Origin of the sequence: Alkalibacterium subtropicum (genome assembly GCF_900112455.1) — a bacterium.
Taxonomy (GTDB): Bacteria; Bacillota; Bacilli; order Lactobacillales; family Carnobacteriaceae_A; genus Alkalibacterium; species Alkalibacterium subtropicum.
This window is the reverse complement of sequence record NZ_FOLT01000021.1, coordinates 1-26740: the sequence shown is the minus strand read 5'-3', so window position 1 is coordinate 26740 and position 26740 is coordinate 1. Positions and strand designations below refer to the sequence as shown.

Sequence of the window (26740 nt, the reverse complement as noted above, 5' to 3'; positions counted from 1 at the left end):
TTTCTCTAGCGTTGTCGTTATCTCTAGATTAAGGGTCTTCTTTCTTTTTGTCTAGGTCGACCTTTTTCACTTCCGACATTAATTTTACACATAGTTTAAACGTCGTGTTTTTTAACAATTATCCTTTACTTAGATGAGGGGGGACTTGTATACTAGATTTACTATGATCTGAAAGAGGTTACACATAATGAATGATCCATCAAGAACGTTGAAACACTGGCTGGTGCTTGCGATCGCCTGCGGGATGTCCGCCAGTGCAGTCGGCATCACAATGAACGTGATCGGCGTCTTCTACACACCGGTTGCACAGGACCTGAACATCTATCGCGGGTCGTTCGCCCTTCATGCCACACTGGCTTCTGTTGCTTTAGCCGTGATCTCTTTGTTCTTTACTCCGCTGCTTTACCGTTACGGCTGGAAAAAGGTATTGACCACCGGCGTGACTCTTGCTTCCTTCTCTACCATGGCAATGGCCTTCACGACTCAGCTGTGGGTCTTTTATATTCTTGGGATCATTCGGGGGATCGGTGCGGGTCTGTATGCCATGATCCCTTTATCGATGATCATAAACAACTGGTTTGAAAAGAAAAAAGGGTTTGCCATGAGCCTCTCCTTTGGTTCCACCGGTATAGCCGGTGCCCTTTTCTCCCCTGTTTTCACAGCCTTGATCAACGCCTTGGGTTGGGAATATTCCTTTATCGTGATGGGTCTGGTCATGATCGCACTTGCCTTGCCGGCCATCCTTTATCACTATGAACTGGACCCTAAAGATGAAGACCTGCTTCCTTACGGCTACGATGAAACAGAGGAAGCCAACCAGCGCCTGATCAAGCAGCCCAACTGGACCAACTTCTCATATACGAACATAGCTTTCATACTGATTTTCGTCATTGCTTTCACACATACATCTATTGCAGGCATATCCCAGCACTTGCCCGGTTACGCAGAATCCAATTTCCTGTCTGAACAAGTAGGCGGTATTCTGTTGTCTGCTGTTATGATCGGCAATATCACATTCAAGCTCATTATCGGCTCGTTAAGCGACAGGCTCGGTATCGTTAAAGCCAGTGTTATTATGCTGGTACTAACGGCTGTCAGCATCAGCATGCTGCTGACGCTATCAAACACGTACTTGCTCATCTTTTCTGCCTTCTTGTTCGGCACGGTCTTTACGATCCCCGCTGTGGCGTTGCCGTTATTAACGACCGAATTTTTCGGCAAGGAATTGTATGTCCGGATCTATCCGATCCTCTCTTTTTCAGCAGGGATCGGTGCCGCCTTATCGATGACACTCGTCGGCTATGCCTATGACTTTACCGGCTCTTATGCCCTGGCTTTCACGATCGCTCTAGTTTTCATCGCGGTCAATATCCCGCTGCTTTTCATAGCTCAAAAGCATACGCCAAAGCATACTTGAAGCTCCAGGCATACCTACGGACATGCACCTTTATTCCTGTCACAGCTTTTAAAAAAAAGAGGAAAGGACAATCAGTGCCCTTTCCTCTTTTTTATTTCCGTTTGTTTTACTCCCCTGAGGTATGAGTGGATTCCCACCTCATTACATCTACTGGGTCAAGTTGCTGCATTGCCGGCTGCTGCCTGGGCATTCACAGCATCGATAACGATCACGATCCCAAGGAGAATATGTACAGATGAGCTGTCATAAATGTTTATTTCATAAGTATCTCCCCAGGACAACCATTTCTTGCTGATCTCAGCAATCACTTTGCTGCCGTCTTTGATGACGTAATCGTGTGCCATCACAGAGCCTTCGATATGCCAGTCCCGGCCAAAAATCGTGAAATTGTTCTTCAAGAGAGCAAAATCTTTTTTGACCGTTGCGACTTTTTCGCCATACTGATACAGGTGATATTCCGGCAGGAACTTCCACAGAGACTGCTCGATATATAGCTCTTCTTCATTGTCAGTGTTAAACAGTCTCAGTTTCTTGGCAAACGAAAAGAGTTCACTCTCTACCTGGTACACATCTCGTTCGCTTTCATCCTTGATCGAAAAACGGTCTTTAAAAGACCAGACTTTCTGTTTGATATATAAACGCATAGACATTCCTCCTATAATTGTAATTGAGCGCGCTGATAATTGACACGGGCAGAAACATTGGCGACCAGACCTAACGAGACCGAAAGCACCATCAGGCTTGACCCGCCATAACTGATGAACGGGAAAGTGACACCTGTAATGGGCATCAGGCCCACTACCCCCATCAGATTGATCATCGACTGGATCAGGAACATGGAGGCCACCCCAATGCTGAGCAGAGAACTAAAGGCATTTTTTGAGCGGATGGCCGTCAGTATCATGCGCGACACCATCATGGAAAAGAGGGACAGCAGGATGAAAATCCCCAGCAAGCCAAACTCTTCACCGATGATCGATACGATAAAATCAGTATACGGGAAAGGGAGGTACCCGGTCTTCTGAACGCTGTTACCAAAACCTACACCGAACAAACCACCGCGACTCAAGGCGTAGTAGGAATTGACCAGCTGCAGGCCGGCACCTTCCGCCAGTTCGAAGGGATCCCAGAAACCTAAGAAACGGTTGTACCGGTATTCATCAAGGAAAAACAGATCGGTACCAAACGTTCGAATCAGCTGCGTGAGCCCAATCAGACTGCCGACTCCGACCAGTCCAAAACCTACACCCAATTTAGGTGACACACCGCTCGCGAAGATCATGATGGCCGCGATGATCACGATGATGAACGAAGAACCAGTATCAGGCTGGATATAGATGGACAGGACGATGCCAATGACTAATATCAAAGGCGCAACGATCGCCTTGAAGAAGTCCTCATTGATCAGTCTCTGTTTTTTAGACAGAATATAAGCCAGATACCAGATGACCATGAATTTCGTGAATTCAGCAGGCTGGATATTGATAAACGGCGTTTCGATCCACCGCTTTGCGCCATAAATCTCTCTTCCGAAGAAGAGCAGAAAGACAAGCGAAGCAAAGGTCAGGGCCGTCCCGAACATGACAAACTTTTTCTTCCGCATGATCTGAAGCGGAAAAAACAGGGCGACTGTGAACAGAAAATAAGACATTCCGACAAAAACAGCTTGTCTCGGCAGGTAGTGGTGCGGATTGCCGTACATATTCAGCGCACTGTAACTGCTCGCACTGTAGATCATGATGATACTGAACAGTGTCAGCATGAGATAAGGCAGCACTAAAAATTTATCTACAAATTTCAATCTGTTTCTTAACATCGTATCATTCCTCTCCTGCACATTCTAAGACGTTCCCGGGTAAAAATCTTCCCCTTCGCCTGAGAAGAAATAGGATTTATGATGGTAGCGCATAGACATGATCAGTCCGATCCCCATCATATTCCCCAAGAGAGAAGACCCTCCCTGAGAAACAAAGGGCAGCGGGATACCTGTAACAGGCAACAGCCCGATATTCATTCCGATATTTTCCAGCACGTGAAAGGCGATCATCATGATCACGCCCGTCGCAATATATGCATAAAACTCGTTTTTCGTATCATACACGACTTTTATCATGTGATAAACCAGAACAAAGTATGTGAAGATCAGGAACGATCCACCGGCAAACCCGAAGTTTTCACCAATCGTAGCGAAAATCATATCGGATTCTCTTACTGGGACATACACCTCACTTGCACCAAACCCTTTACCGAACACACCGCCTGATCCAATCGACTTGAAAGCTTGTGTGACCTGATAGGTCGCATCTGTCGACCCCTCATGCGGTCGGAGCCAGGTATTGATCCGGGCAAACTGATACGGACTGAAAAGACCTGTGTTCAAAAGAAAGTCGGGATTGTAAACAGCAAGCAGAATGAGTGTAACGCCTATGGTCGAAACGACCAGAAATATAGGCAGCAGGATCTGCCACTTGATGCCCGAAAGCAGTACGACACCAATCAGGATAGCGATATACACCAGGCCTGTACCCAAGTCGTTCTGCATAAACACGAGGAGGATGGGCGGGGACGCATACAGCATCAGCTTGCCTATAAGAACAAAGTCACTCGAATAATCTCTGACCTTATACGTGCTGTTATGCTTCGTCACTGCTTTGGCCAGCATGAGGATGTAGGGGATCTTGACAAACTCCGACGGCTGGATCGTTCCCAGAGGTCCCAAACGGATCCAGGACTTCCCTCCGGTGCGCATCGCCAGGTTCCGGTCATAAATCAGAAGCGTTAGTATCAGAACAATGATCCCTAGAATATATAAATAGGTCGTCATTTTCCATAACTGTTCTGAATCAAACTGCATCAGCACCAACACAGCTATCGTTCCCAATCCATACCACATGATTTGTCTCACCGTCATTCCCAGCGAAGCATCTTGGATCAGTACGGTCGTTGAATAGAGCGATGCGATACTGATGATAGCCAGCAGCATCACTGATAAAATAATGCCATAGTCTATACGTTGAGGATATTTATCATCATTCATTTATTTCTTCCTTTCTTAAGTAAACATCGATTCTGGTAAGCATTGGGGAGAACCCCATTCAATGACACATTTTATCAGATATTCAGGCTGATTCATATGTTATAACGAAATTGACACAAAAGTGTAGAACAAAAAAAGAAAAGCGGATCGAACCCGCCTTGGCCCCCTGCGAAAAATTGCTGTGAAACTAGCATGTTTCGTGCATAGTTTGCCCGATGACTTCCTGCTTCAGCAGGTTATGCCATGATTGTTGTGGCTTCAGCTACTTACAAGCATAGTATGCGAGGCGCTCTTACGTAGCTGGGTACAGTCATCTTTTTTGCACGGGGGCAGGTTCGAGCCGCTAGACACTGCCGCTGCAGGTAAAGATAACCACTTTTGTTTTCACAAAAAAATCCCTTTGCTATAAAGATACTCTTTACAGCAAAGGGATTCAATGTGTTTAAGTTAAATTAAATTATTTAACTTCTACTGAAGCGCCAGCTTCTTCTAATTTAGCTTTCAATTCTTCTGCTTCTTCTTTAGAAACATTTTCTTTAACTGGTGCTGGTGCGCCGTCTACTAATGCTTTAGCTTCTTTCAAGCCAAGACCTGTAGCTTCACGAACCGCTTTGATAACTTTGATTTTTGCTGAACCTGCGCTTGTTAATTCAACAGTAAATTCTGTTTGTTCTGCTTCTGCAGCTGCGCCAGCTCCTGCTGCTGCAACTGGTGCTGCAGCTTCTACGCCGAATTCTTCTTCGATCGCACTTACTAAGTCGTTTAATTCTACGACAGTTGACTCTTTCAAGTCAGCAATGATTTTTTCAATATCTAATGCCATTTTTGTTTTCCTCCATTTGTAATTTAAATTAGTTTAGTTTCAGCTTGCCATACCACTGTATAGCAGCAAGTCAGTTGAATCGACTGCTTTACGCAGCTTCTTCTTCTTTTTTCTCTGCAACAGCTTTGATTGCCAAGGCTGTGTTTCGAACAGGTGCCTGAAGTACAGACAGCAGCATTGAAAGCAGGCCTTCGCGGTTTGGTAGTGTAGCAATTTTGTTGATTTGTTCAACACTTGCAACTTTACCTTCCAATACGCCACCTTTGATTTCTAAAGCTTCTGCATCTTTAGCGAATTCTGCAATAATTTTTGCAGGGGCAACCACTTCTTCGTTACTGAACGCGACAGCAGTAGGTCCTTTGAAGACATCTACTAAATCTGACAAATCAGCTGCTTCTGCAGCACGACGAAGCATAGTGTTTTTCAATACGCGCATTTCAATTCCTGCTTCACGTAACTGTTTACGTAATTCAGTGACTTGTTCTACTGTTAAACCACGGTAGTCAACGACTACGACAGCTTCTGCGTCTTGAAATTTCTTGGTAATATCATTGACGATTTCTTCTTTTTTTGCAATGACATTTGCTTTACTCATTGATGTTTCACCTCCTGATCGATTGAAATGAGGATTTCTCTTCACGCTTACCTCCCCGAAAGGATTTATCGCATAAAAAAACCCCATGTCACCGTAGACATAGAGGGATCATAGTTGATTAATGTAATCACATGTATCCTCGGTATGATATTAAGGCGTGAGCCACATACTGTCTTCGGTATTATCCGGTAATAGAATCCTATCACCATCATTCATCAATGCATATTTAATTTAAGTTATTTCCTTAACCTGCATAAGTATAGCAAGCTATACTCTGCAGGTCAAGAGAAAGTTTAACTTTTTTTATTTCATAACTGTTGTTGGGTCTACTTTAACGCCAGGGCCGAATGTGCTTGCCACTGCCATGTTTTTGATGTAAACACCTTTAGAGCTAGCTGGTTTAGCTTTTACGATAACATCGTGTAATGCAGCTAAGTTCTCTTTAAGTTTTTCAGTTTCAAATGATACTTTACCGATCGGCACGTGTACATTTGACTGACGGTCGACACGGTAAGTGACTTGACCGGCTTTGATGTCGTTAACAGCTTTAGCTACATCTGGTGTAACTGTACCTGTTTTAGGGTTAGGCATTAAGCCTTTAGGTCCTAAGACGCGGCCCAATTTACCTACTTCAGCCATCATGTCTGGTGCAGCAACGACGACGTCGAAGTCTAACCATCCACCTTGAACTTTTTCTACAAGATCGCTGTCGCCCACGAAGTCTGCGCCTGCTTCTTCAGCAGCTTTAGCAGCATCGCCTTTTGCGAAAACAACCACTGTCTGAGATTTACCAGTACCGTGCGGCAATACCATTGCGCCACGCAGCTGCTGGTCTGCTTGTTTAGGATCGACACCAAGTCTGTAAGCTACTTCAACACTTGCGTCGAAATTAGCGTAGTCGATTTCTTTAACTAATTCTAATGCTTCAGTTGCATCGTATTTGTTTTCTCTGTCCACTTTTTCCAAAGCAGCTAAGAATTTTTTACTCTTTTTCGCCATTATTTTTCCTCCTTATTGTGGTGTTAGCGGTTTGACCTCCCACTTGATCTCCGCACGCAATGGACTGATCAGTCAGCTGCCATTGGTGATCATGTCGAGTTGCCTCGCATGACTGGATGCGGAGTCAGCAAGCCATATGATCGTCAAATTAACCTTTGACAGTGAATCCCATACTGCGAGCTGTACCTTCGACCATGCGCATTGCTGCTTCAACACTAGCTGCGTTTAGGTCTTCCATTTTTGTTTCAGCAATTTCTCTTACTTGATCGCTTGTTACAGTTGCCACTTTTTTAGTGTTTGGTTCGCCTGAACCAGACTCAACGCCAGCTGCTTTTTTAAGCAATACTGCTGCAGGTGGTGTTTTAGTGATAAATGTGAATGAACGGTCTTCATAAACAGAAATAACTACAGGAATGATCATCCCTGCCTGGTCAGCTGTACGAGCGTTAAACTCTTTACAGAATCCCATAATGTTTACTTGAGCTTGTCCTAATGCAGGTCCTACTGGGGGTGCCGGGTTAGCTTTCCCTGCAGGTATTTGCAATTTCACGACATTGACTACTTTTTTTGCCACGAGACATACCTCCTTGATTTGTGTCCGTGAGTGGTTAAATGAGGTTTCAATTTTCCTCTCCCACTATGTTACTACACCTCATACTACGGAAGTGTATAAGGCGCACTGATAAATATTACCATATTTTAATTAAGAATGCAAGGTGTTATTTAATCGATTTTTGAGATCTGATTGTAATCCAGTTCCGCTGTGGTTTCTCTCCCGAACATTTCGATCGATGCTTTGATTTTACCTTTTTCGGTTTCAAGAGCGGTAACATTCCCTTCCATGCCGGCAAAGGCGCCATCGGTGATCTGGATACGTTCACCGATTTCAAGGTCCATTTCCACTTTGCGCGGATTGATTCCCATGCTGCGGAGGATCTGATCCACTTCATCCGGCAGAAGCGGAGACGGTTTGCTGCCTGCACCGTGTGAGCCGACAAAACCGGTCACGCCCGGTGTGTTTCTGACGATGTACCAGGCTTCATCTGACATGATCATTTCCACTAAGACATAACCCGGGAATGTTTTTTCCATCTCGGTTTTGGCCTTGCCGTCTTTTTCAGTGGTTTTTTCTTCTTCCGGTATCAGCACCTGCAGAATATTATCTTCCATCTTCATACTCTGTGCACGTGATTCCAGGTTTTGTTTCACCTTGTTTTCATAGCCTGAATACGTCTGCAGCACGTACCACGCTTTTGAACTCTCTAATTCTTCCATTGTGGACTCCTTTTTTAAAGTCTTATTTTTTGTACTAAAAAAACCTTCTTTACACACTGTGAAAGAGAAGGTTTTTCATCGGTTCTCGTACTGTAGTATAGCACGAAGGTCTAGTAAATTCTACTGATTTTGTGTTTTGTCATACTAAATTCAATAAAAAGGTAATGACAGAGTCGACGGCGTAAAAGAAAACACCAAAGAATGCCATGACTCCGAATACAGTCAGCGTATTTTTACGCATAGCTTCTTTTGTCGGCCAGGTCGTTTCTTTCATCTCGTGTTTTACTTCGCCTAAGAATGTCTTAACTTTACTCATGCGGGCTGCTCCTTCCACTTTCACTTCATTCATATTATTTTGTCTCCCTATGCAGGGTATGTTTTTTGCAGTAACGGCAATACTTTTTGATTTCAAGACGTTCTGTACGGACTTTGTCGCCTACGTCTTTCGTGTAGTTGCGTGATCCGCACTCTGTACAAGCTAATGCTAATTTTTTCTTCATTATTTTTTCCTCGCTTCTTGTGTTCACTATTCAGATGTGTAAGTTGACCAGTATCCTATTAACTTTACCATCTATACCAAAGCCTGTCAAATCAGTCTATTCTATTATTTCGAAGGAGTCGTCGGTGATTTCCACATCATCGATGATATTATCAGACGCATAGACTTCCTTGTCTTTCGTCACGTAGATGACATCGACGCCGTCCATACCATTGATATACTCAAGGCCGTCTTCCACCCCTTTGGAAAAGGCGATGTTCGCGATGGCATCGGCATCCATGGCATTGTCTGCAATGATACTGATGCCGGAAAGGTTGTTTTCAAACGGAAAGCCTGTTTCCGGGTTCATCAAATGGTGATACGATTTTCCGTCTTCTTCAATGTTACGCTCATAGATGCCTGAGGTCACGATGGCCTTATCTGCCAGATTGACCATGCCGAGGATCTCACCGCGTTCACCGTAGGGGTTCTGTATCCCTACGCGCCACGGAGAATCTTCGCCGCGGGTACTGTTACCGACGAGTACAATGTCGCCGCCAAGATCAATGATGGCCGTATTGACGCCTTCGTCCACTAAGACACGGGCCGCTTCATCGGTGATATACCCTTTAGCGATCGCACCCAAATCGACCTTCATGCCTTCCTCTTCCAGAAAAATCGTCTGATTCTCTTCATCCAGTTCCACCAGGTTATAGTCTACAACATCCAGAACCTCATCCAGTTCTTCCTGTTCAGGAACGGCTGCATCTTCCTGTCCGATGTTCCAGAGACTCGTCACGGCACCGATGGTCGGGTCGAATGTTCCGCCCGATTCTTCTGCATAGTAGAGGGCGCGTTCCATGACGTGAAAGACTTCTTCCGACACTTCGACGGGGGCAATGCCGGCCTGACGGTTGACTTCAGCAATCTCTGAATCTTCTTTCTGCATCGCGAACCATTCGTCCAGTTCTGTGACCCGTTCAAATGCCAGGTCCATAGCCTCTTCTTCATTTTCATTAAATACTTTTATATTAGCCACTGTTCCCAGGAGAAATTCTGTTCGATCGATCGGGGTCTCAGCCAGTCCTCTTGGGTCCTCTTCGTCACAAGCTGTTAAGAACATTGTAGTTAAAGGGATACTCATTAAAGCTAAAGCCAGTTTACTGCGCTTTTTCATTCTCATTATCCTTCCCATTCATTTTCTCTGTACATATTACAACAAAAGTGCTATCCTGTCTATGTTTTCACAAGATAAGTTCTGGTATAATAATTTTTTAATGATGATAGCTAACTGGCTCCATTTGTGGCAAACTATAACTATTACAACTAAGCCTAGTAGAAAAGGATTTTCCCTATGAACCGCACACAAAGAATGATTTATATATCGCTGCTTTCAGCTCAGGCCGTCATTTTGGGTCTGGTCGAACGCAGCATCCCCTTCCCGTTTGCTTTCGCCCCCGGGGCAAAGCTCGGGATAGCCAACTTAATAATTATCGTCGCTATCTACACCCTGCCTTTTAAAGATAGTTTCAAAGTGGTGTGGATGCGCCTGTTGATGACCACCCTGCTCGGCGGAACACTTTCGACCTTCCTGTACAGTACAGCCGGCGCCCTACTCAGTTACTTCGGCATGCTGTTTGTCAAGTTCGCCGGTGGAAAACGCGTCAGCATCATCGGGGTCAGCGCGACTGGAGGTATCCTCCATAATCTGGGACAGCTCATCGTGGCCAGTTCCATCGCCCAGACCTGGACAGTACTTTTGTATCTCCCGGTTTTATCTTCAATGGGGATCCTGTCTGGGATCGCCATCGGGATCGCTGCCAACTTCTTGATGGAAAAAGTCTCCACCATCCAGCGCTTCCGCCAGCAGAATGATGAAAAAAAAAGCCCTGAATTCAGAAAAAAGCTGAATGAGAGCTTGTCACGGTAAACAAAAAAGCCTCTCAGGGCTTTTTTTGTTTGGACAGAAACTATTCAATGAATACGTATTTATAAACGCTTGCTCTATTTTTAGCCTTCACATAAAATGCTTGCGATACTTTTCAGTACAGCGGTGTTTGGCATTCATAACTTTTTCTCTTGTACACCCCAAATCTTCAGCGATTTTTTCATAAGAGTGCCCTAAAAAGCAGTATAGACATACGTCTTTCTCGAAAGAAGACAGATATTTTATGTATTCTTCCATCGTTTCATTAACTATGGGTTTATCTTCTGGTTGAAGGGTTTTGGCGGGACCAGCCAGCTGATAGCCGTTCTCCTCCAGAATGCTTTCCAGCGATAAAGACTCTTTAAATGATTTTCTTTTTATGGCATTACTCTTCCTGATCAACCGATTGAAGTGATTATCCAGACACAAGCAGACATACTGATTAAAGCTCATCCCTCTATCTGGTTCATATTTTTCTACAGCTTCCACTAAAATCAAGCATGCTTCCTGATATAAATCATCCCGTTCATAACCTTTGATAAAGCGCCGGTACGTGGCCTTTCGCAGCAGCACTTCGCTCCGCTCCAGAAGATCTGGAAAAAGTGAAGCATCTCCTGACTGAATCTCTATGATCAGACTATCAACGATTGGATCACTTATATCTTTATATACTTTCTCCTTGCTCCTCACTTCTTTTTCTGTATATAGCTGCATCCTTTCTTCTCCTTCTGTTTATTGTTAGGAACAATAACAGAACAGTCCATTTATAGATATGCCGTTGTATTCTTTGAAAGCGTTTCATTTAATTATACTTACATTTAAATTGAAAAGTCATTATTTTTCTTTTGATTGTGAGTGTATTCTAATAAATATATAAAACATGCCTATAACTGACATAAACTGCCACTATACGCATGCTCTACACTCTATTCACTTATCCTTTTTTTTCACCATATCGTAATATAACGTCTGTAAATTCTTCAGATCTTTATCTTTCAGGGGGGAGTTCCGTGACCGGTTCTGCATCCGGTACAGGGTACTGTCCAGGGCGATGTTCTTCTTTGTCCGCTTGACGTCTTTATAGAGTTCGTTGGCGGACTTTCTGGTGGCTCCTCTTTGGAAAATCAGCCACTGTTCTGCCAGATCCGAGGTGGCGACCTGGACGTGTGTGACCAGGAGGTTCTCGTCACCGACTGCTTTTTCAATGTAACTGTCAGCGGTCTCCCCTTCACTCGTAAAGATGACTGAGACCTCGTACTTGTTATAGCGCTGAGCGATGCCCGGGACCAGCTGGGCATCGAACACGATACGTATCTCGATGCCTTCATACTTGGCGTAGTTTGACAGCTCATGCAGCAGTTGGTCTCTGGCATCCGCCATTTTATCCAGCCGCTTGAGCTTGACCAGTTCAGGCCAGGCCCCGATCATATTGTAGCCATCCACGTACAGCAGTTCCTTTTTCACTTCCCCCCTCCTTTCCCATTCATGGTGTACTTTTTACAAGGGATTTCTTTTTCTGAACACTTCGTACATCAGAAGTCCTGAAGCCACACCGGCGTTCAGGCTCTGGACATCCCCGACCATCGGGATCGACAGGGTCTCATCCACTTTTTCTTTTACCAGGCGAGACACGCCTTTGCCTTCGCTGCCGATGACCAAGCCGACTGGTGACTCGACATCCCAGTAACGGTAATCCTTGCCTTGCATATCGGTACCGAAGATCCAGAGACCACGGTCTTTCAGTTCGTCGATGGTCTGTGCCATGTTGGTGACACGGGCGACCAGGACATGTTCGATTGCCCCGGCAGACGCTTTCGCTACGGTAGAAGTCAACCCTACCGCGCGGCGTTTAGGGATGATGACCCCATGTACCCCGCTGGCATCGGCAGATCTCAGGATCGATCCCAGGTTATGCGGGTCTTCGATCCCGTCCAGCAGCAGGAAGAAAGGCGGTTCATCTTTTTCTTCAGCTTTATTAAACAGGTCTTCGATAGTCGCATAGTTCACCGGGCTTGCTGCTAAAACGAGCCCCTGATGATTGCCGCCGTCAGATAGATGGTCCAGTTTTGTTTTTGGCACAAAGGACAGCTGGACCTTGCGTTTTTTCGCTTCACTGACCACTTTATTGATCTTGTTGTCAGTCAGACCGTCCTGAACGAAGAGTTTATTGACATCTCTTTCGGAACGGAGGGTCTCCAGGACCGGGTTTCTGCCGTACACCATTTCATCTTCAGTAATGGCCGAGTCGTTTCGGTCATTTTTGGGTTTCTCATTGTTGTTTCGTTTTTTTATTGCCATGTTGACGTCTCCTCTCTTTACAGTTTTTCGATGGCTTCGATTTTTTCAATACACCAGCTGATCAGCTCCTGCAGACGGTCTGCTTTACCAGTCAAATAGAGAAAACCGATCAGCGCTTCAAACCCCGTGGACTGACTGTAGGTCTTTGAATCGGCATTCTTGGCTTTGGAATAACTCTTGGCATTGCGCCCGCGTTTATAGTAATCCCTTTCTTCATCGGTCAGCAGCAGTTCTTCAGTCATTTTTTCTATCAGGTAAGCTTGGGCTTTTGCCGAAACATAGCCAGTCGCAGAGACGTGCAGCCGGTTCGGTTTGGTTTTACCGGAATAAATAAGGTGTTCTCTTATCGCCTGTTCATATACGGCATCGCCCATATAAGCGAGCGCCAGACCATTCAGCTGTTTCGGATCGACCGTTCGCTTCATTCTATTCTCCCCGTTTCCAGCGCACACCCTGAGGCGTATCTTCTAAAATAATATTTTTCTCCTTCAGCAAGTCCCTGATTTCATCGGCCCGCTGGAATCGGCGTTCTTTTCGGGCTGCTTCCCGCTCTTCGATCAGTCTTTCTATGGCATCATCCAAAAGATCATTCGTCGCTTCGATCGTTATCCCAAAGACATACATGAATTCTTCGATCAGCTGCATGGCAAACTCTAAAACGACTCTTGAAACTTCCGCTTCTTCAAGGTAACGGTTAAGGAACCGCACCACATCATAGACGACGGTAATACCGTTTTGCGTCTGGAAGTCATCATCCATGTGCCGGATGAATGCCGCTTTAAATGCCTCCAGCTGGTCCAGCTTTTCACTGTCTGAGTCAAGCGCTGCCTCTGACTGTTCCAGACGACGAGAAGCATTGAAATAAGAGGTTTCGATGCGGTTTAAATTCGTTTTGGCTTCTTCTATGGCATCCAGAGAATAATTGATCGGACGGCGATAGTGAGCAGTCGACATGAAGAAACGCAGGGCTTTGGGGTCATGCTTTTCACGCAGATCTTTCACCAGGACCACATTCCCGATGGACTTGGACATCTTCTCTTCGTTCATCGTGACAAAACCGTTGTGCATCCAGTAATTCGCAAAGGTCTTGTGAGTCTTTGCTTCTGTCTGGGCAATTTCGTTCTCGTGATGCGGGAAGGCCAGGTCCTGACCTCCGGCGTGGATATCGATGGTATCCCCCAGATATTTCGTTGCCATCACGGAACACTCGATGTGCCAGCCCGGTCTGCCTTTGCCCCACGGTGAATCCCAGCTGATTTCGCCTTCCTTGGCTGCTTTCCATAAAGCAAAGTCCAGCGGGTCCTCTTTTTTATCCGTCTCACCACCTATCCGGTTGCTTGCACCCAGTTCCAGATCATCCAGGGAAATCCTGCTGAGGTTCCCGTACTTTTCGAAGCGGCGGGTACGGTAATACACGTCACCCTCCGCTTCATAAGCATAGCCACTGTCTATAAGTGCTTCAACGAAGGTGATGATATCCGGGATATTCTCCATGACTCGCGGTGCGTGGGTCGGTTTTTTCACTTCCAGCGCCAGTGTGTCCGCATAGAAAGCTTCAATGAACGTGTCTGCCACTTCCGGCGCCGTCTGACCGAGCTCTTTCGCGGCCCGGATGATCTTGTCATCCACGTCTGTGAAGTTGGAGACGTAATCGACCTCGTAACCCCTATAAGTAAAATAGCGCCGTACGGTATCGAACGCAACGGTACTTCTGGCATTCCCGATATGAATGTAGTTATAGACCGTCGGCCCACAGACATACATTTTCACTTTGCCTTCTTCCAAAGGAACGAAGGTTTCTTTTTTTCGTGTCAGGGTGTTGTAAATGTGTATCATCTTGCGCGACTCCCTTCTTCTGTAAAGTAGTTCCGGCCTTCTGACTGATCAGAAGCCCTCAAAAAGAAAAGCCACACAACCGGTTTGAAAGAAAGTTCGGGTTGCATGGCTTCATGGCCTTTCTTAACAGTTTATGCCTTAAAAGGATTTGATCAAGTCTTGTGCTTTATTGATATTGGCGATCGCTTTTTCTCTTCCCAGTAATTCAATTGTATCGTTCAGCTGAGGACCGTGTTCCTGACCCGAAACAGCCACACGAATAGGCATGAAGAGATTTTTGCCCTTGATGCCTGTTTCCTTCTGAACAGCCTTGATCGCTTTTTTGATCTCGCCTGCTTCAAACGGTTCAACTGTCTTCAGCTGTTCAGTGAAGGACTCCAGCACAGTCGGTACGGTTTCGCCTTTCAACACGTCCTGTGCCCCTTCTGACCAGTCCAGTGTATCTTCAAAGAACAGACCGGCAAGCTGCGTGATCTGTGCCGCATAGCTCATTTGTTCCTGATACAGTCCGATCAGCTTTTTGATCCATTCACTCTTTTCTCCTGAAGGATTGGCTTCGACATAACCCGCTTCAACTAAATGCGGGATCGCTCTTAAGGTCAGCTCATCTGTATCCATGTTTTTCATGTACTGATTGCTGATCCATTCCAGTTTGCTTGCATCAAAAGCGGCAGGTGATGTACCCAGACGGTTGTGATCGAACATCTCAATGAATTCCTCTTTGGAGAACAATTCGTCTTCCCCGACAGGCGACCAGCCCAGCAGGGTGATGAAGTTGAACAAGGCCTCCGGCATGTAGCCCAGTTCACGATACTGTTCGATAAACTGCAGGATCGTCTCATCACGCTTGCTTAATTTCTTACCTGTTTCAGCATTGATGATCAGTGTCATGTGTCCGAAACGCGGCGCTTTCCAGCCAAAGGCATCGTAGATCATCATCTGCTTAGGCGTGTTGGCGATATGGTCATCGCCTCTCAACACGTGTGAGATCTTCATGTAATGATCATCGACCGTTACGGCAAAGTTATAAGTCGGCATGCCGTCACGCTTACGGATGACCCAGTCGCCGCCGATCGAATCGGATTCAAAAGAAATGTTCCCTTTGACCATATCATCGAACGTATAGGTGGTTCCTTTAGGGATACGGAAGCGGATGACCGGAGTGATGCCTTCTTCCTGTTTGGCTTTCTGTTCAGCTGCAGAAAGATTGGCACATTTCCCGCTGTAATGAGGCATTTCGCCTCGGGCGCGCTGTGCTTCACGTTCAGCTTCCAGTTCTTCACTTGTGCAGTAACACTTATAAGCATTATTGCTGGCTAAAAGCTGGTCCACCAGGGGGTCATAGATGTCTTTACGTTCGGACTGACGGTAAGGGCCGTATGGTCCGCCTACATCAGAACTTTCATCCCAGTCGATGCCTAACCATTTAAGATTGTTCAACTGGCTCGTTTCTCCAGTTTCTACATGTCTTTTCTGATCGGTATCTTCGATACGGATGATGAAATCTCCGCCGTGATGACGGGCAAATAAATAATTGAACAACGCCGTACGCGCATTTCCGATGTGTAAATGTCCAGTCGGACTCGGTGCGTAACGTACACGAACTTTTTCTGTCATAATTGAACGCTCCTTAGTGTTTTACTTTCACATATTTTTTCATTGTCGCAGTAGTATTAACTTACCATTATTCCGCAGAATCTTCCACTAGAACCAGTAAATGCCGGGTGAGCGGTCTCACGTTTCCTTAAGCATCCGGGCCACCTGATAGTCAAAGGCTGTGGTCAGCTTAAAATTATGGTCTGACCCTTGGATGACTTTGACAGGATAACCTGCACGCTCGACGAGCTCAGTTTCTTCATTGCCGTAAAAATGTTCTGTCTCTGCCTGATCAACTGCCTGTCTCAGCACCTTGCAGTCAAACAGCTGCGGTGTCTGTATATGCCAGACTTCCGGGCGATAGAGCGAGCAGTGGACCCTCCCGTCTCTCACGATTTTCATCGAATCTTTGGCCGGTATGCCTAAGGTGACAGCAAGGGACTCTTTTCCCGCCTGGATCAGAGCTTCTAACAGCTCGTTTGTCACAAACGGCCGGGCCGCATCATGGATCATGACCTTCCTCTGATCTGTGCAGGTCATCTGAGCCAGGGCCCGGGAAACACTGTCCTGTCTTTCTCTCCCCCCGATGACCCATTCTATTTTTTCAGGCATCACTTTATACATAGCGGTCAGCTGTTCTTGTATAAGGTCCTGATCGGCAGGATTGACGACAAACCATATTTTCAGGCAGCTGATATCCGCATTGAACAGCCGGAAAGAATAATCAAACACCGGGCGGTCTGCCAGCGGAACCAGGATTTTATTGAGCTTTTCCGGATGAGCGAAACGCCTTGCCGAACCGGCAGCCAGAAGGATGACCTCATATGACTCAGCCATTGGCATCTTTCCTGTGATCCAGCGATTTCTGATCACTGCTCAGCTTGGCAAAGATCATCCGTCCCGCATTGGTCTGCAGCGAACTGGTCACGACAACATCAACCATTTTATTCACATAATGCTTGCCTTCCTCTACAACGACCATCGTGCCATCATCGAGATACGCCACACCCTGGCTGCGCTCGGTCCCGTGCTTCACGATCATGACCCGCATTTCCTCTCCAGGTATGACAACGGGTTTGACGGCATTGGCTAATTCGTTGATATTCAGCACAGGGACATTCTGGAACTCAGCTACTTTGTTCAGGTTGAAGTCATTGGTGATGACCATACCGTCCAGTTTTTTAGCTAAATGAACGAGTTTCAAGTCGACTTCTTCTGTCTCTGGAATGTCACTGTCATCCATCTCAAGGGCAATACCCTTTTCTTTCTGCAGGGCATTTAAAATATCCAGTCCGCGGCGTCCACGCACCCTTTTCAGGCTGTCCGACGAATCTGCGATATACTGTAGTTCTTTGAGTACATAGTGCGAAACGACTAGGACCCCTTCAAGAAAGCCAGTTCTGACGACATCAAGGATACGCCCGTCAATGATGGTACTCGTGTCCAGCACTTTGTATTTACGAAAGGTGTCGCCTTCTTTTCTTTCTAACACATCACTGTTCTCCTGCTCAGTGATTTTAGGTGTAAAGAGGCGTCTGATCTCTTCTCTTCGCGACGTCCCCAGCTGGAACCCGCCATAGGCAAGGGCTACCGTTAAGATGAATGGAAACACATCGCTTATGAATATAATGCTCAGAGCATTCAAACCATAACTAAATAATAAAGCAAGAATAAGTCCAATAATCGCACCAATGCTCCCGAACATGAGATAAGCGATACTCATTTCACTGAATACCTTTTCCACTTTACCGATAGCTTTTTCAATCGGTTTTACCGCTGTCAATGATACCAGGTAAAATATGACTGCTCCTAAAGCCATTCCAATAATCGGATGTAAAAGCCAGTTTGGCGCATCCTCCCAGTTTGCAATCAAGTCCGGGAAGACATTATAGCCTAAACTGCCACCAACTAAAGTAAACGTGAGCAGTATCAATTTCGTTACCATTAACTCCCTCCTTTTCATAATCGTTTATTACTGATCACTTATCAGTATACCAAGCTTAGTTATAAATACGAATAAATCCGGCTTTTTCACTAAGAAAAAGCCCGTTTGATCACCTCAGTCAACGTGGTGCATCCAATGACTTCTATATTTTTTGGCATGGCCCATCCCTCTTTATTGTTTTTAGGAATAAAGACACGCTTGAATCCCAGTTTGTCCGCTTCTTTCACCCGCTGCTCGATTTTAGAAACACTTCTGATCTCACCAGTCAGACCGATTTCACCAATAAAACAGTCAGTGGCTCTGGTTTCTTTCTCTTTATAACTGGATGCAATACTGATGGCGATCGATAAATCGATTGCCGGTTCATCCAGACGTACCCCACCTGCAGCTTTAAGATAAGCATCCTGATTCTGCAGCAGGAGGCCGGCCCTTTTTTCAAGAACGGCCATGATCAGAGACACACGTGAATAATCGAGACCGCTGGATGTCCGTTTGGCATTGCCGAAAACGGTTGGCGATATCAGTGACTGGATCTCAACCAGCATCGGTCGTGTGCCTTCCATTGCAGCGACCACGGCTGAGCCTGTTGCTCCCGCCAGCCGCTCTTCCAGAAAGAGTTGTGACGGGTTCAGGACTTCCTCCAGGCCGCCGTTCTTCATCTCGAAGATCCCTATTTCATTCGTTGACCCAAACCGGTTCTTGACAGCTCTCAGGATCCGGAAGGTATGGTGCTGTTCGCCTTCAAAATAAAGCACCGTATCCACCATATGTTCCAGCATCCTCGGACCGGCGATCGCACCTTCTTTGGTCACATGACCCACGATGAAAATTGCGATTTCGTTCATCTTTGCTATCTGCATCAATGTCGATGTGGATTCCCTAACCTGAGAGACACTCCCGGAAGCACTGTCGATATTGGCATGGTGCATCGTCTGGATCGAGTCGATGATGACATAATCCGGTTTCAGCGTTTCGATCGTTTCCTGAATGGCCGTCACTTCGGTCTCCGCATATAAATAAAAGTCGGTTCCTCGAAGTTCCAGCCGCTCCGCCCTCATTTTTATCTGAGCAGCACTTTCCTCACCAGAAACGTAGAGGACTTTCCCGCCCTGCTGGTTCAACTGTGCAGACACCTGAAGGAGCAGGGTGGATTTCCCTATGCCGGGATCTCCACCGATCAGAACAAGTGAGCCGGGAACGACGCCTCCTCCAAGGACTCGGTTGAACTCGACCATCCTGGTTTTGACCCGTTCTTCTTTTTCTATGGTTATATCAGTGATGGGTTCTGCCTTGGATGCTTTCCCAGACATGGTCACCCGGCTTCGACTGTCCGATTTATCCGGCAGTTTTTCTTCCACCATCTGGTTCCATGTACCGCAGCTTGGACATTTACCTAAATACTTTGGAGATTCATATCCACAGTTTTGACAGACAAATACAGTTGCTTTCTTTTTCGCCAATTCTTAAACTCCTTTAGTTAGTATGTTGAAGTAAAAGATGTCACACTTACGCGTAGCATGTTCAACACTTTTAGTTCAGACTTCCACCATGATCAGACCGGTTTGCTTTTCTTCCTTACCTTCCAGATGAACCGAATCCGCCGATCCGCTTATCAACAGGATGGTCTTCTTCGTCCACAACTTCATATCTCGAAAAAATCCCCTGAGCGATGCGTTCTCCTTTAGAAATGGTCACATCTTCCAGTCCATAATTGATGATTTGAACAAAGATCTCGCCTTCGTTCCCTTCATTACCGTAGTAGTCAGAATCAATGACTCCGATACCGTTTGGCACAGCCAGCTGCCGTTTCATCGGATTGCTTGACCGGTTCGCTAAAAGCAGGTACTCATTCTCCGGCATATAAGCTTTGACTCCTGTCGGGATAAGGCTTGACCCCATAGGGTTCGTTCCCTCGTTCCCTTTGTCCCTCAATGACTTGAATACGGAAGGAACCACTACATCTACTGCAGCCGTTAGATCATAACCGGCTGATCCTTTCGTCGCCCGTTTGGGTAATCCGAGGCCTGCGCCCTTATATTTTGATACAATTTCAAATCCTCTGACTTTTTCCATCATGTGCTCTGCACAAACCCGTCGCGCAGATCAAACTCCCCTTTCAATGTACACTATAATACTTCCATTTTACACTAAATCAGGCTTAACATAAATGAGGAAAATAAAAAACCTCTCTGAGTATACGGTGTATACCAGAGAGGAAAAAAGGGGGCTATTCTATTACAACTCAGGATATCTCAAATTAACGGATAACGTTAGTTGTTTCTGGGTCGAAGAAGTGTGATTTGCCCATATCGAAGGCCAAATCGACGTCTTCACCCGGTTGGTGATAGTCACGCGCATCAACACGTGCAATATATTCAGTGCTTCCGACTTGTGAATAAAGCATGGTTTCAGCACCTAAGAGCTCAGAAACGGTAACTTTTGATCTTACGACTGATTTAGGGAAAGAATCCAAAGCAACTTGTTCACTCTTGATGTCTTCAGGACGAATACCAAAGACCAATTCTGATCCGTCACCGTATCCTTTATCACGCAATAATTTCATTTTTCCTTCAGGCACTTCGATATCTAAACCATCGTGGTTGCTGATACGGTTGCCTTCAAGTGTGACATCAAAGAAGTTCATGGCTGGGGATCCGATAAATCCACCGACAAATACGTTGACTGGGAAGTCATACACTTCTTTAGGTGTACCGATCTGCTGGACGAAACCGTCTTTCAAGATAACGATACGGTCGGCCATTGTCATCGCTTCTGTCTGATCATGTGTGACGTAAATAGATGTTGTGTTCAAACGGCGATGCAGTTTAGCAATTTCAGCACGCATGGCTACACGCAGTTTAGCATCCAAGTTTGATAGCGGCTCATCCATCAGGAATACTTTAGCATCACGAACGATCGCACGTCCTAAAGCAACACGCTGACGCTGTCCACCAGATAAAGCAGCTGGTTTACGGTCTAACAATTCTGTCAATCCTAAGATATCTGCAGCATTTTCAACACGTTTTTTAATTTCATCTTTTTTATACTTACGCAGTTTCAATCCGAAAGCCATGTTGTCAAACACAGTCATGTGTGGATATAACGCGTAGTTCTGGAATACCATCGCGATATCACGGTCTTTAGGGGCCACGTCATTCATCATTGTGTCACCGATCCATAATTCCCCGTCGGTGATTTCTTCCAGTCCGGCGATCATACGAAGCGTGGTTGATTTACCACAACCTGATGGCCCAACGAAGACGATAAATTCACGGTCTTTCACGCGCATATCGAAATCAGATACTGCGAAGTCATCAGAGTTGTCATAACGTTTGTAAATATTTTTCATTGCCATTTCTACCATAAGTAAAAATTCCCTTCTTCTTTTGAGTTTATGATCCTGCTTTTTAAATCGATCATTGTTTAGTTGACAATACTTATTATAGTGAAAACGTTTTAGCATTCCTATGTAAACGTGCACAAAAATGGCGGAAAGGTTTTGTGCACGTTGACAAAGACTTGACGACTGCCTATTTAACGGACAGAACAGTCAGAACGGGCATCGCCCACAAGTTTCACAATTGCTGCAAGATCTATAAACATTTGGAAAAACCCTGACATATTATAAATGTAAGGGCTTACTGTTGAAAAAATAAGCGGGTATTGTATAATGATATTGTGAAAAAACAAGAAAAGGAGTGCAGAGGATGAATGAACTAAAAGGTAAAGTCGCTGTCGTTACCGGTGGAGCTTCAGGCATCGGTTTAGCAACTGTCGAGGCATTTCTGGAAAAAGGCTGTAAAGTTGTCCTGAGTGATTACGATGTAGAATCCGGCGAAAAACACGTGGACCGTCTGAAGGATAAAGGCGAGGTCATCTTCATCAAAGCAGACGTCTCCAAAGAAGAAGAAGTAGAGTCGCTAGTCAATGAAGCCGTCGAAAAATTCGGTTCGCTAGATATCATATTCAATAATGCAGGTATCGGTGCTCAAGGCGAGACCCATGAGCTCTCTTATGAAGATTACTCTAAAGTGATTAAAATCAATCAGGACGGTGTGTTCTTCGGTTCTAAACATGCAGTCAGAAAAATGCGTGAAAACGGCGGCGGGGTCGTGATCAATACCGCTTCGATTTTAGGCGTCGTTGGAGAACCTACAGCCTTCGCTTACAATGCATCTAAAGGTGCTGTAGTCATGATGACCAAATCCCTGGCTTTACAGTATGCCAAAGACAATATCCGCTGTGCCGCTATTGCCCCTGGTTATGTAGAAACTGGAATGGTCAATCGAGAAGCACTAGGCGAATACTACGATAACCTGGTTGACAAACATCCTATCGGCCGACTAGGCCAGCCTGAAGAGATCGCGCACGCTGCAGTATTCATTGCAGAAAATGAATTTGTAACAGGGATCACCTTATTAGTCGATGGTGGCTACACTGCTTTATAATATCGAATAACCAGTCAACAAAAGAGCCGTCGAACAGCTATAATACATGCTGTTCGACGGTTCTTTTATGTGTTCCTTTCATAGCTTCCGCTTCGTTGACAACACCCGTCATTCCCTATAAAATAAGGAGAGCGACTTACTTTTATACAGTAAAACAAATCACTATATCGACCTTCCCTGATTATTTAAGGGATATAAGCCGGAGAGGAATTAAATGACTTATACTTTTTTGGAACCTTTTACTATTAAAAAAGGACTGACATTAAAAAATAGAGTGCTGATGGCGCCTATGACGACGAGTTCAAGTACCACAGAAGGCGATGTCACCGATGACGAGCTCATCTATTACCTGGTACGATCGAACGGCCCTGGCGCAGTGATCACAGCCTGTGCCTATATCTCATCTGAAGGGCAAGCTTTTCCTAACGGCATGAGCGTTGCCAAAGACAGCCATATCGAGGGATTAAGCAAGGTGGCTCAAGTAATAAAGCTTCAAGGGGCTAAAGCGATCCTCCAGATCTATCATGGTGGACGAATGAGCCAGCGTAAATTTAATGGTGGAAGACAACCGATATCTCCCTCCCCTGTGCGCGCAGAAAGAAAATGGGCGGACACACCAAAAGAACTCACTGGCGGGGGAATAAACATCCTCATCCATCAGTTTGGCTCCGCTGTAAGAAGAGCCATAGAGGCGGGGTTCGATGGCGTGGAACTGCATGGAGCGAATACGTATCTGCTTCAGCAGTTCTTTTCACCCCATTCAAATCAGCGAACGGACAAGTGGGGCGGATCGATGGAGAAGAGGCTGACCTTTCCTTTGGAGGTCGTCAGACACTGTCAGTCTATCATCGAAGAACACACCGACAGACCATTCCTTTTAGGGTACCGTTTTTCTCCAGAAGAAGTTGAAATACCGGGGATAAGACTGGAAGATACACTTTATCTCGTCGATGCTCTGATCAATGAACACATTGATTACCTTCATCTTTCTGTCAACTATTACTATCAGCCTTCTTTAGTCGGCTTTCGTAACTATAAAGAACAGGTCCCCTATAAGATCGGCAGACATATCAATAACAGAGTACCTCTCATAAGTGTAGGCGCCATTAAAACGCCGGCTGATGCTGAAAAAGCATTGGACTATTCACAGTTGATCGCACTGGGGAAACAATTGATCATGGACCCTCAATGGGTTCAAAAAGTCGAGAACAACGATGAAAAGTCGATTCAAACCACTTTGAAGATATCTGAAAAACCGACTTATCATATCCCTGATCCTTTATGGAATACGCTCATTTCGATTCCTAACTGGATTCCGATCCGTGAATAAGTAATGAACTTATGCTCCACGTACAAATAAATGGTATTCTAAATATAGAAGCATGAAGAAAGGATTTTGATTATGAACATCACAGTAACAGATAAAGCAGTTAAATGGTTTGAGGATGAAATGGCACTGGGTTCCGGGGATGCCGTTCGTTTTTTTGGTAAAACATACGGAAAGACGGAAGTACATGATGGATTTTCAGTAGGCATGAGCGTCGAGCAGCCAGACGACGATGTCCTGGGAAAAACAGAAATCAACGGAGTCACCTACTATGCCGGTACAGAAGATGACTGGTTTTTCAGCAGATATAATTTAGTCGTTGATTACGATGAAAAGAAAGACGAGCCGGTCTATCATTTTGACAGCAATGAATAGCTCCGATTACACTTTTTAGTTTACGAGCAATCAGTCCACCATTTTGAGAGTAGAATCTTTCTACTCTTTTTTTATGCCGTCTGACAAAAAGACTCCCCCATGACTGTCACAACAGCCATGGGGGAGTCTTTAGCGTTTACCCCATCAATTGCTTAAATCAGTTTTTCCGGACTAAATCTTTTAGACACTTGTTTGATCAGGAAAAAAGCTACAAGGAACATTAAACTTCCTATCACAATCAGCAAAAAGTCATTCAGCAAAAACAGGCCGGATGTTTGTCCAACCAGTAGCAGGATGACAGGGAGTACCAGTAAACCGCTGATTTGCTGGGCACCCTGAAAACTGTTCGCTTTCGCTGAAACAAGAGCTGTAAAGACAAGCGACAGCATACTAAGTGCAGGTGACAGCCAACCGACAATCAGCAGCCACTGAACCGTCGGAAAAATCAAGTGATCAAAATATACTAGGCCGCCGACATTAATGATGACTGCAAAGATTAGAAATGACAACAGAGTGACGATAAAAGAAGGCAGAAAAACACCTAATATCTTTGCACGCAGTAGTCGTTCCATGGAGATGGGCGTGTAGAAAAGACTTTCCATGGTATGATGTTCTTTTTCACCAACAAAACTGCTTGCGCCCATAACGCTCGAGCTTAATATAGAGATGATAAGGAAGAATGGTGGAAAAAGAAAATCAACCGTGATCTTGATTAAAAGTTGAGCAGGAGTATAAGCTGCCGCGTCAAATTGGAGCTGTTCTAGAAGAGGTTCGATATCCGTAAACACATTCGAATCCATGTCAGTTACGTATTGAGCACCAACTAATAATACAGAAGGCAGGATAACGACAAAAAGCAATGGGACAATGATCATCGGCAGTAAGACCTGCTTATTACTCAACAGTTCCTGCACATCTTTTATTATAAGTGCTTGTTCACTCTTATTCATCCTGTTCCTCCTCACTGAAGGAATTTTTTATAAACATGAAGTAAAGTTCTTCCAATGTCCACTTCTGCTGCTTCGCTTCAAAAATCTTTCCACCACTTTCAACAATGGCAGTTATCATGGCACCGGCTTCATCGTCATCTGAAACGTGTTTAGTATATACTTCGTCTCGACTTTGAACAAAACCTAGATTGGAAGGGATCGATTTCCCTCTAATTGTCAGCTGTACGCGAGCTTGCTTTAAGGCAGCTAATTCGTCAAATGTTCCAAAACCAAGAAGCTCCCCTTCATGTATAAATCCATAGAGCGAACATATCTCTTCAGCATATTTTAACTGATGGGTGCAGAGAAAAATAGTTACTTTATTTTCAGTGGCCAGGTTCTTGATCAAACGGGTTACATTACGTGCACTTTCCGGATCTAACCCGGAAGTCGGCTCATCCAGGAATAAAACTTTTGGATCATGGATCAAAGCAATCGCCAGTGACATTCTTTTCTTCATGCCGGTACTTAACGCCTGTACCTTTTTCTCACGCACTTCCCTCAATTCTAGCCTACTGATCAAGTACTCTATTCGTTCACTCAACAGTGACTCTTCCATTTCATGCATACTACCGAAAAACCGTAAATTCTGCTCCGTAGTCAAGTGCCTATAGCTATGTGCCGTTTCTGTCATAACCCCACACAAACGATGCACAGCCTCTGGGTTTTCTGCCACTGAATTGTTCAGAATTTCTGCATGACCAGAAGACATGGAAAGAAGTCCATTCAATATTCTCACTGTCGTTGTCTTCCCGGATCCATTTGGTCCTAGGAAGCCAAATATTTCGCCTTCTGGAATACTGAGATTAATTTTCTTAAGGACTCTGGTCTGGCCATCAAAAGATTTCTCTAAATTTCTTATCTTGATTGCATGCATATTTATCCACTCATTTTCTCTTATTCTGATAAGAATATACTACTCTATTTCCATAAAAAAAGATACAAAAAAACTCCGCAAGCAGGGCTCGAACCTGCGACATCATGATTAACAGTCATGCGCTCTACCAGCTGAGCTATTGCGGAATGGTAAGTATTATATAAAAAAAAAGAGCTGCACGGCAACGTCCTGCTTTCACAAAGGGAAACCCTTCACTATCCTCGGCGCTGGGAAGCTTAACGGCTGTGTTCGGAATGGGAACAGGTGGGTCCTTCCCGCCATCGTCACCGCACAGTGACTCTTCTTTTTATTTTTTGAGAACTCTGTTCTCTCAAAACTAGACAGTTGATTTTACGTACACACAACGTTTTTCTACAACACCGCATCTTACCCTTAAGCCACCTTTGGTGGTTAAGTCCTCGACCGATTAGTACTGGTCCGCTCCACATATCACTATGCTTCCACTTCCAGCCTATCTACCTGATCATCTTTCAGGGG

At 45.1% G+C, this 26740-nt stretch carries 29 protein-coding genes, 1 tRNA gene, 2 rRNA genes and 1 other annotated feature; of the genes, 5 read left to right on the top strand and 27 right to left on the bottom strand.

Annotated features, from left to right (window positions below):
• The first annotated feature begins 187 nt into the window (after positions 1–187).
• The gene (locus BM049_RS11265; protein ID WP_091531783.1) at positions 188–1417 is read left to right on the top strand and encodes an MFS transporter; all 1230 of its coding nucleotides are present in this window, start codon (positions 188–190) and stop codon (positions 1415–1417) included.
• A 155-nt stretch (positions 1418–1572) separates the two neighbouring features.
• Here BM049_RS11265 and BM049_RS11260 read toward each other — a convergent pair whose 3' ends face one another.
• From BM049_RS11260 to BM049_RS11210, 11 genes are all read right to left on the bottom strand, one after another.
• Positions 1573–2061, bottom strand: coding sequence for an LURP-one-related/scramblase family protein (locus BM049_RS11260; protein ID WP_177188709.1), 489 nt, complete (start codon positions 2059–2061; stop codon positions 1573–1575).
• A gap of 11 nt (positions 2062–2072) precedes the next feature.
• Positions 2073–3233, bottom strand: coding sequence for an FtsW/RodA/SpoVE family cell cycle protein (locus tag BM049_RS11255; protein ID WP_091531779.1), 1161 nt, complete (start codon positions 3231–3233; stop codon positions 2073–2075).
• Positions 3234–3257: 24 nt separating this feature from the next.
• The gene (locus BM049_RS11250; protein WP_091531776.1) at positions 3258–4454 is read right to left on the bottom strand and encodes an FtsW/RodA/SpoVE family cell cycle protein; all 1197 of its coding nucleotides are present in this window, start codon (positions 4452–4454) and stop codon (positions 3258–3260) included.
• A gap of 457 nt (positions 4455–4911) precedes the next feature.
• Complete coding sequence (gene rplL, locus BM049_RS11245; RefSeq protein ID WP_091531774.1) at positions 4912–5277, bottom strand: 50S ribosomal protein L7/L12; 366 nt, start codon at positions 5275–5277, stop codon at positions 4912–4914.
• 88 nt (positions 5278–5365) lie between these two features.
• On the bottom strand, positions 5366–5872 hold the full coding sequence (gene rplJ, locus BM049_RS11240; protein WP_091531772.1) for a 50S ribosomal protein L10: 507 nt from the start codon (positions 5870–5872) through the stop codon (positions 5366–5368).
• A gap of 65 nt (positions 5873–5937) precedes the next feature.
• Positions 5938–6069, bottom strand: a sequence feature (ribosomal protein L10 leader region).
• A gap of 106 nt (positions 6070–6175) precedes the next feature.
• Positions 6176–6871, bottom strand: coding sequence for a 50S ribosomal protein L1 (gene rplA / locus BM049_RS11235; protein ID WP_091531770.1), 696 nt, complete (start codon positions 6869–6871; stop codon positions 6176–6178).
• Positions 6872–7019: 148 nt separating this feature from the next.
• Positions 7020–7445 (bottom strand): 50S ribosomal protein L11, encoded by a 426-nt coding sequence (gene rplK, locus BM049_RS11230; protein WP_091489330.1) that lies wholly within the window; start codon positions 7443–7445, stop codon positions 7020–7022.
• A 149-nt stretch (positions 7446–7594) separates the two neighbouring features.
• Complete coding sequence (gene nusG, locus BM049_RS11225; RefSeq protein ID WP_091531768.1) at positions 7595–8146, bottom strand: transcription termination/antitermination protein NusG; 552 nt, start codon at positions 8144–8146, stop codon at positions 7595–7597.
• 139 nt (positions 8147–8285) lie between these two features.
• The gene (gene secE, locus BM049_RS11220) at positions 8286–8495 is read right to left on the bottom strand and encodes a preprotein translocase subunit SecE (protein WP_342741350.1); all 210 of its coding nucleotides are present in this window, start codon (positions 8493–8495) and stop codon (positions 8286–8288) included.
• Position 8496: 1 nt separating this feature from the next.
• Positions 8497–8646, bottom strand: coding sequence for a 50S ribosomal protein L33 (gene rpmG, locus BM049_RS11215; protein WP_091489333.1), 150 nt, complete (start codon positions 8644–8646; stop codon positions 8497–8499).
• A 96-nt stretch (positions 8647–8742) separates the two neighbouring features.
• Positions 8743–9801 carry an FAD:protein FMN transferase gene (locus BM049_RS11210; protein WP_091531766.1) on the bottom strand — a complete coding sequence of 353 codons (1059 nt, stop codon included), beginning with the start codon at positions 9799–9801 and terminating at the stop codon, positions 8743–8745.
• A gap of 177 nt (positions 9802–9978) precedes the next feature.
• Here BM049_RS11210 and BM049_RS11205 point away from each other — a divergent pair, with 177 nt between their 5' ends.
• The gene (locus tag BM049_RS11205; RefSeq protein ID WP_091531764.1) at positions 9979–10554 is read left to right on the top strand and encodes a Gx transporter family protein; all 576 of its coding nucleotides are present in this window, start codon (positions 9979–9981) and stop codon (positions 10552–10554) included.
• 87 nt (positions 10555–10641) lie between these two features.
• On the opposite strand, the gene BM049_RS11200 is transcribed toward BM049_RS11205, so the two are convergent.
• The 11 genes from BM049_RS11200 to BM049_RS11150 all read right to left on the bottom strand — a co-directional run bounded on the left by BM049_RS11200 (position 10642) and on the right by BM049_RS11150 (position 21590).
• Entirely contained in the window at positions 10642–11265 is a 624-nt protein-coding gene (locus BM049_RS11200) for a sigma-70 family RNA polymerase sigma factor (RefSeq protein ID WP_091531762.1), read from the bottom strand.
• A 216-nt stretch (positions 11266–11481) separates the two neighbouring features.
• Entirely contained in the window at positions 11482–12015 is a 534-nt protein-coding gene (locus tag BM049_RS11195) for an NYN domain-containing protein (protein WP_091531759.1), read from the bottom strand.
• A gap of 33 nt (positions 12016–12048) precedes the next feature.
• The gene (rlmB, locus tag BM049_RS11190; protein WP_091531757.1) at positions 12049–12849 is read right to left on the bottom strand and encodes a 23S rRNA (guanosine(2251)-2'-O)-methyltransferase RlmB; all 801 of its coding nucleotides are present in this window, start codon (positions 12847–12849) and stop codon (positions 12049–12051) included.
• Between the two features lie 17 nt (positions 12850–12866).
• The gene (locus BM049_RS11185) at positions 12867–13274 is read right to left on the bottom strand and encodes a Mini-ribonuclease 3 (protein ID WP_091531754.1); all 408 of its coding nucleotides are present in this window, start codon (positions 13272–13274) and stop codon (positions 12867–12869) included.
• Position 13275: 1 nt separating this feature from the next.
• The gene (gene cysS / locus BM049_RS11180) at positions 13276–14685 is read right to left on the bottom strand and encodes a cysteine--tRNA ligase (RefSeq protein WP_091531752.1); all 1410 of its coding nucleotides are present in this window, start codon (positions 14683–14685) and stop codon (positions 13276–13278) included.
• A 138-nt stretch (positions 14686–14823) separates the two neighbouring features.
• Entirely contained in the window at positions 14824–16302 is a 1479-nt protein-coding gene (gltX, locus tag BM049_RS11175) for a glutamate--tRNA ligase (protein ID WP_091531750.1), read from the bottom strand.
• Positions 16303–16419: 117 nt separating this feature from the next.
• Entirely contained in the window at positions 16420–17118 is a 699-nt protein-coding gene (gene ispD, locus BM049_RS11170; protein WP_177188708.1) for a 2-C-methyl-D-erythritol 4-phosphate cytidylyltransferase, read from the bottom strand.
• Positions 17111–18226 (bottom strand): PIN/TRAM domain-containing protein, encoded by a 1116-nt coding sequence (locus tag BM049_RS11165; RefSeq protein ID WP_091531744.1) that lies wholly within the window; start codon positions 18224–18226, stop codon positions 17111–17113. The genes ispD and BM049_RS11165 overlap by 8 nt, the downstream gene beginning before the upstream one ends.
• A gap of 89 nt (positions 18227–18315) precedes the next feature.
• A complete protein-coding gene (gene radA, locus BM049_RS11160) occupies positions 18316–19686 on the bottom strand; it encodes a DNA repair protein RadA (RefSeq protein ID WP_091531743.1) in 1371 nt (456 codons plus the stop codon).
• 115 nt (positions 19687–19801) lie between these two features.
• Entirely contained in the window at positions 19802–20299 is a 498-nt protein-coding gene (locus BM049_RS11155; protein ID WP_091531786.1) for a dCTP deaminase/dUTPase family protein, read from the bottom strand.
• 184 nt (positions 20300–20483) lie between these two features.
• A complete protein-coding gene (locus tag BM049_RS11150; protein ID WP_091531741.1) occupies positions 20484–21590 on the bottom strand; it encodes an ABC transporter ATP-binding protein in 1107 nt (368 codons plus the stop codon).
• Between the two features lie 343 nt (positions 21591–21933).
• Here BM049_RS11150 and BM049_RS11145 point away from each other — a divergent pair, with 343 nt between their 5' ends.
• The 3 genes from BM049_RS11145 (at position 21934) to BM049_RS11135 (ending at position 24376) form a co-directional block, all read left to right on the top strand.
• Complete coding sequence (locus BM049_RS11145; protein WP_091531740.1) at positions 21934–22674, top strand: SDR family NAD(P)-dependent oxidoreductase; 741 nt, start codon at positions 21934–21936, stop codon at positions 22672–22674.
• A 214-nt stretch (positions 22675–22888) separates the two neighbouring features.
• Positions 22889–24004 (top strand): NADH-dependent flavin oxidoreductase, encoded by a 1116-nt coding sequence (locus BM049_RS11140; protein ID WP_091531737.1) that lies wholly within the window; start codon positions 22889–22891, stop codon positions 24002–24004.
• 72 nt (positions 24005–24076) lie between these two features.
• A complete protein-coding gene (locus BM049_RS11135; RefSeq protein ID WP_091531736.1) occupies positions 24077–24376 on the top strand; it encodes a HesB/YadR/YfhF family protein in 300 nt (99 codons plus the stop codon).
• 152 nt (positions 24377–24528) lie between these two features.
• On the opposite strand, the gene BM049_RS11130 is transcribed toward BM049_RS11135, so the two are convergent.
• The 5 genes from BM049_RS11130 to BM049_RS11110 all read right to left on the bottom strand — a co-directional run.
• Complete coding sequence (locus BM049_RS11130; protein ID WP_091531733.1) at positions 24529–25326, bottom strand: ABC transporter permease; 798 nt, start codon at positions 25324–25326, stop codon at positions 24529–24531.
• On the bottom strand, positions 25319–26242 hold the full coding sequence (locus tag BM049_RS11125; protein WP_091531731.1) for an ABC transporter ATP-binding protein: 924 nt from the start codon (positions 26240–26242) through the stop codon (positions 25319–25321). Before BM049_RS11125 ends, BM049_RS11130 begins: the two co-directional genes overlap by 8 nt.
• A gap of 73 nt (positions 26243–26315) precedes the next feature.
• Positions 26316–26388: transfer RNA gene (locus BM049_RS11120), tRNA-Asn, on the bottom strand.
• Between the two features lie 30 nt (positions 26389–26418).
• Positions 26419–26534 (bottom strand): 5S ribosomal RNA (gene rrf / locus BM049_RS11115).
• 115 nt (positions 26535–26649) lie between these two features.
• A 23S ribosomal RNA gene (locus BM049_RS11110) occupies positions 26650–26740 on the bottom strand; the annotation flags it as partial.

Bases quoted from the DNA above. Each gene is read 5' to 3' on its own strand.
- BM049_RS11155 (WP_091531786.1), bottom strand. From the start codon at position 20,299: ATGGAAAAAGTCAGAGGATTTGAAATTGTATCAAAATATAAGGGCGCA.
- gltX (WP_091531750.1), bottom strand. From the start codon at position 16,302: ATGACAGAAAAAGTTCGTGTACGTTACGCACCGAGTCCGACTGGACAT.
- cysS (WP_091531752.1), bottom strand. From the start codon at position 14,685: ATGATACACATTTACAACACCCTGACACGAAAAAAAGAAACCTTCGTT.
- BM049_RS11165 (WP_091531744.1), bottom strand. From the start codon at position 18,226: ATGGTAACGAAATTGATACTGCTCACGTTTACTTTAGTTGGTGGCAGT.
- secE (WP_342741350.1), bottom strand. From the start codon at position 8,495: ATGAATGAAGTGAAAGTGGAAGGAGCAGCCCGCATGAGTAAAGTTAAG.
- BM049_RS11255 (WP_091531779.1), bottom strand. From the start codon at position 3,233: ATGTTAAGAAACAGATTGAAATTTGTAGATAAATTTTTAGTGCTGCCT.
- BM049_RS11135 (WP_091531736.1), top strand. From the start codon at position 24,077: ATGAACATCACAGTAACAGATAAAGCAGTTAAATGGTTTGAGGATGAA.
- BM049_RS11250 (WP_091531776.1), bottom strand. From the start codon at position 4,454: ATGAATGATGATAAATATCCTCAACGTATAGACTATGGCATTATTTTA.
- BM049_RS11140 (WP_091531737.1), top strand. From the start codon at position 22,889: ATGACTTATACTTTTTTGGAACCTTTTACTATTAAAAAAGGACTGACA.
- BM049_RS11210 (WP_091531766.1), bottom strand. From the start codon at position 9,801: ATGAAAAAGCGCAGTAAACTGGCTTTAGCTTTAATGAGTATCCCTTTA.
- rpmG (WP_091489333.1), bottom strand. From the start codon at position 8,646: ATGAAGAAAAAATTAGCATTAGCTTGTACAGAGTGCGGATCACGCAAC.
- nusG (WP_091531768.1), bottom strand. From the start codon at position 8,146: ATGGAAGAATTAGAGAGTTCAAAAGCGTGGTACGTGCTGCAGACGTAT.
- BM049_RS11185 (WP_091531754.1), bottom strand. From the start codon at position 13,274: ATGAAGCGAACGGTCGATCCGAAACAGCTGAATGGTCTGGCGCTCGCT.
- rlmB (WP_091531757.1), bottom strand. From the start codon at position 12,849: ATGGCAATAAAAAAACGAAACAACAATGAGAAACCCAAAAATGACCGA.
- BM049_RS11205 (WP_091531764.1), top strand. From the start codon at position 9,979: ATGAACCGCACACAAAGAATGATTTATATATCGCTGCTTTCAGCTCAG.
- BM049_RS11200 (WP_091531762.1), bottom strand. From the start codon at position 11,265: ATGCAGCTATATACAGAAAAAGAAGTGAGGAGCAAGGAGAAAGTATAT.
- BM049_RS11125 (WP_091531731.1), bottom strand. From the start codon at position 26,242: ATGCATGCAATCAAGATAAGAAATTTAGAGAAATCTTTTGATGGCCAG.
- BM049_RS11130 (WP_091531733.1), bottom strand. From the start codon at position 25,326: ATGAATAAGAGTGAACAAGCACTTATAATAAAAGATGTGCAGGAACTG.
- ispD (WP_177188708.1), bottom strand. From the start codon at position 17,118: ATGGCTGAGTCATATGAGGTCATCCTTCTGGCTGCCGGTTCGGCAAGG.
- rplL (WP_091531774.1), bottom strand. From the start codon at position 5,277: ATGGCATTAGATATTGAAAAAATCATTGCTGACTTGAAAGAGTCAACT.
- BM049_RS11265 (WP_091531783.1), top strand. From the start codon at position 188: ATGAATGATCCATCAAGAACGTTGAAACACTGGCTGGTGCTTGCGATC.
- rplA (WP_091531770.1), bottom strand. From the start codon at position 6,871: ATGGCGAAAAAGAGTAAAAAATTCTTAGCTGCTTTGGAAAAAGTGGAC.
- BM049_RS11145 (WP_091531740.1), top strand. From the start codon at position 21,934: ATGAATGAACTAAAAGGTAAAGTCGCTGTCGTTACCGGTGGAGCTTCA.
- BM049_RS11260 (WP_177188709.1), bottom strand. From the start codon at position 2,061: ATGCGTTTATATATCAAACAGAAAGTCTGGTCTTTTAAAGACCGTTTT.
- rplJ (WP_091531772.1), bottom strand. From the start codon at position 5,872: ATGAGTAAAGCAAATGTCATTGCAAAAAAAGAAGAAATCGTCAATGAT.
- BM049_RS11150 (WP_091531741.1), bottom strand. From the start codon at position 21,590: ATGGTAGAAATGGCAATGAAAAATATTTACAAACGTTATGACAACTCT.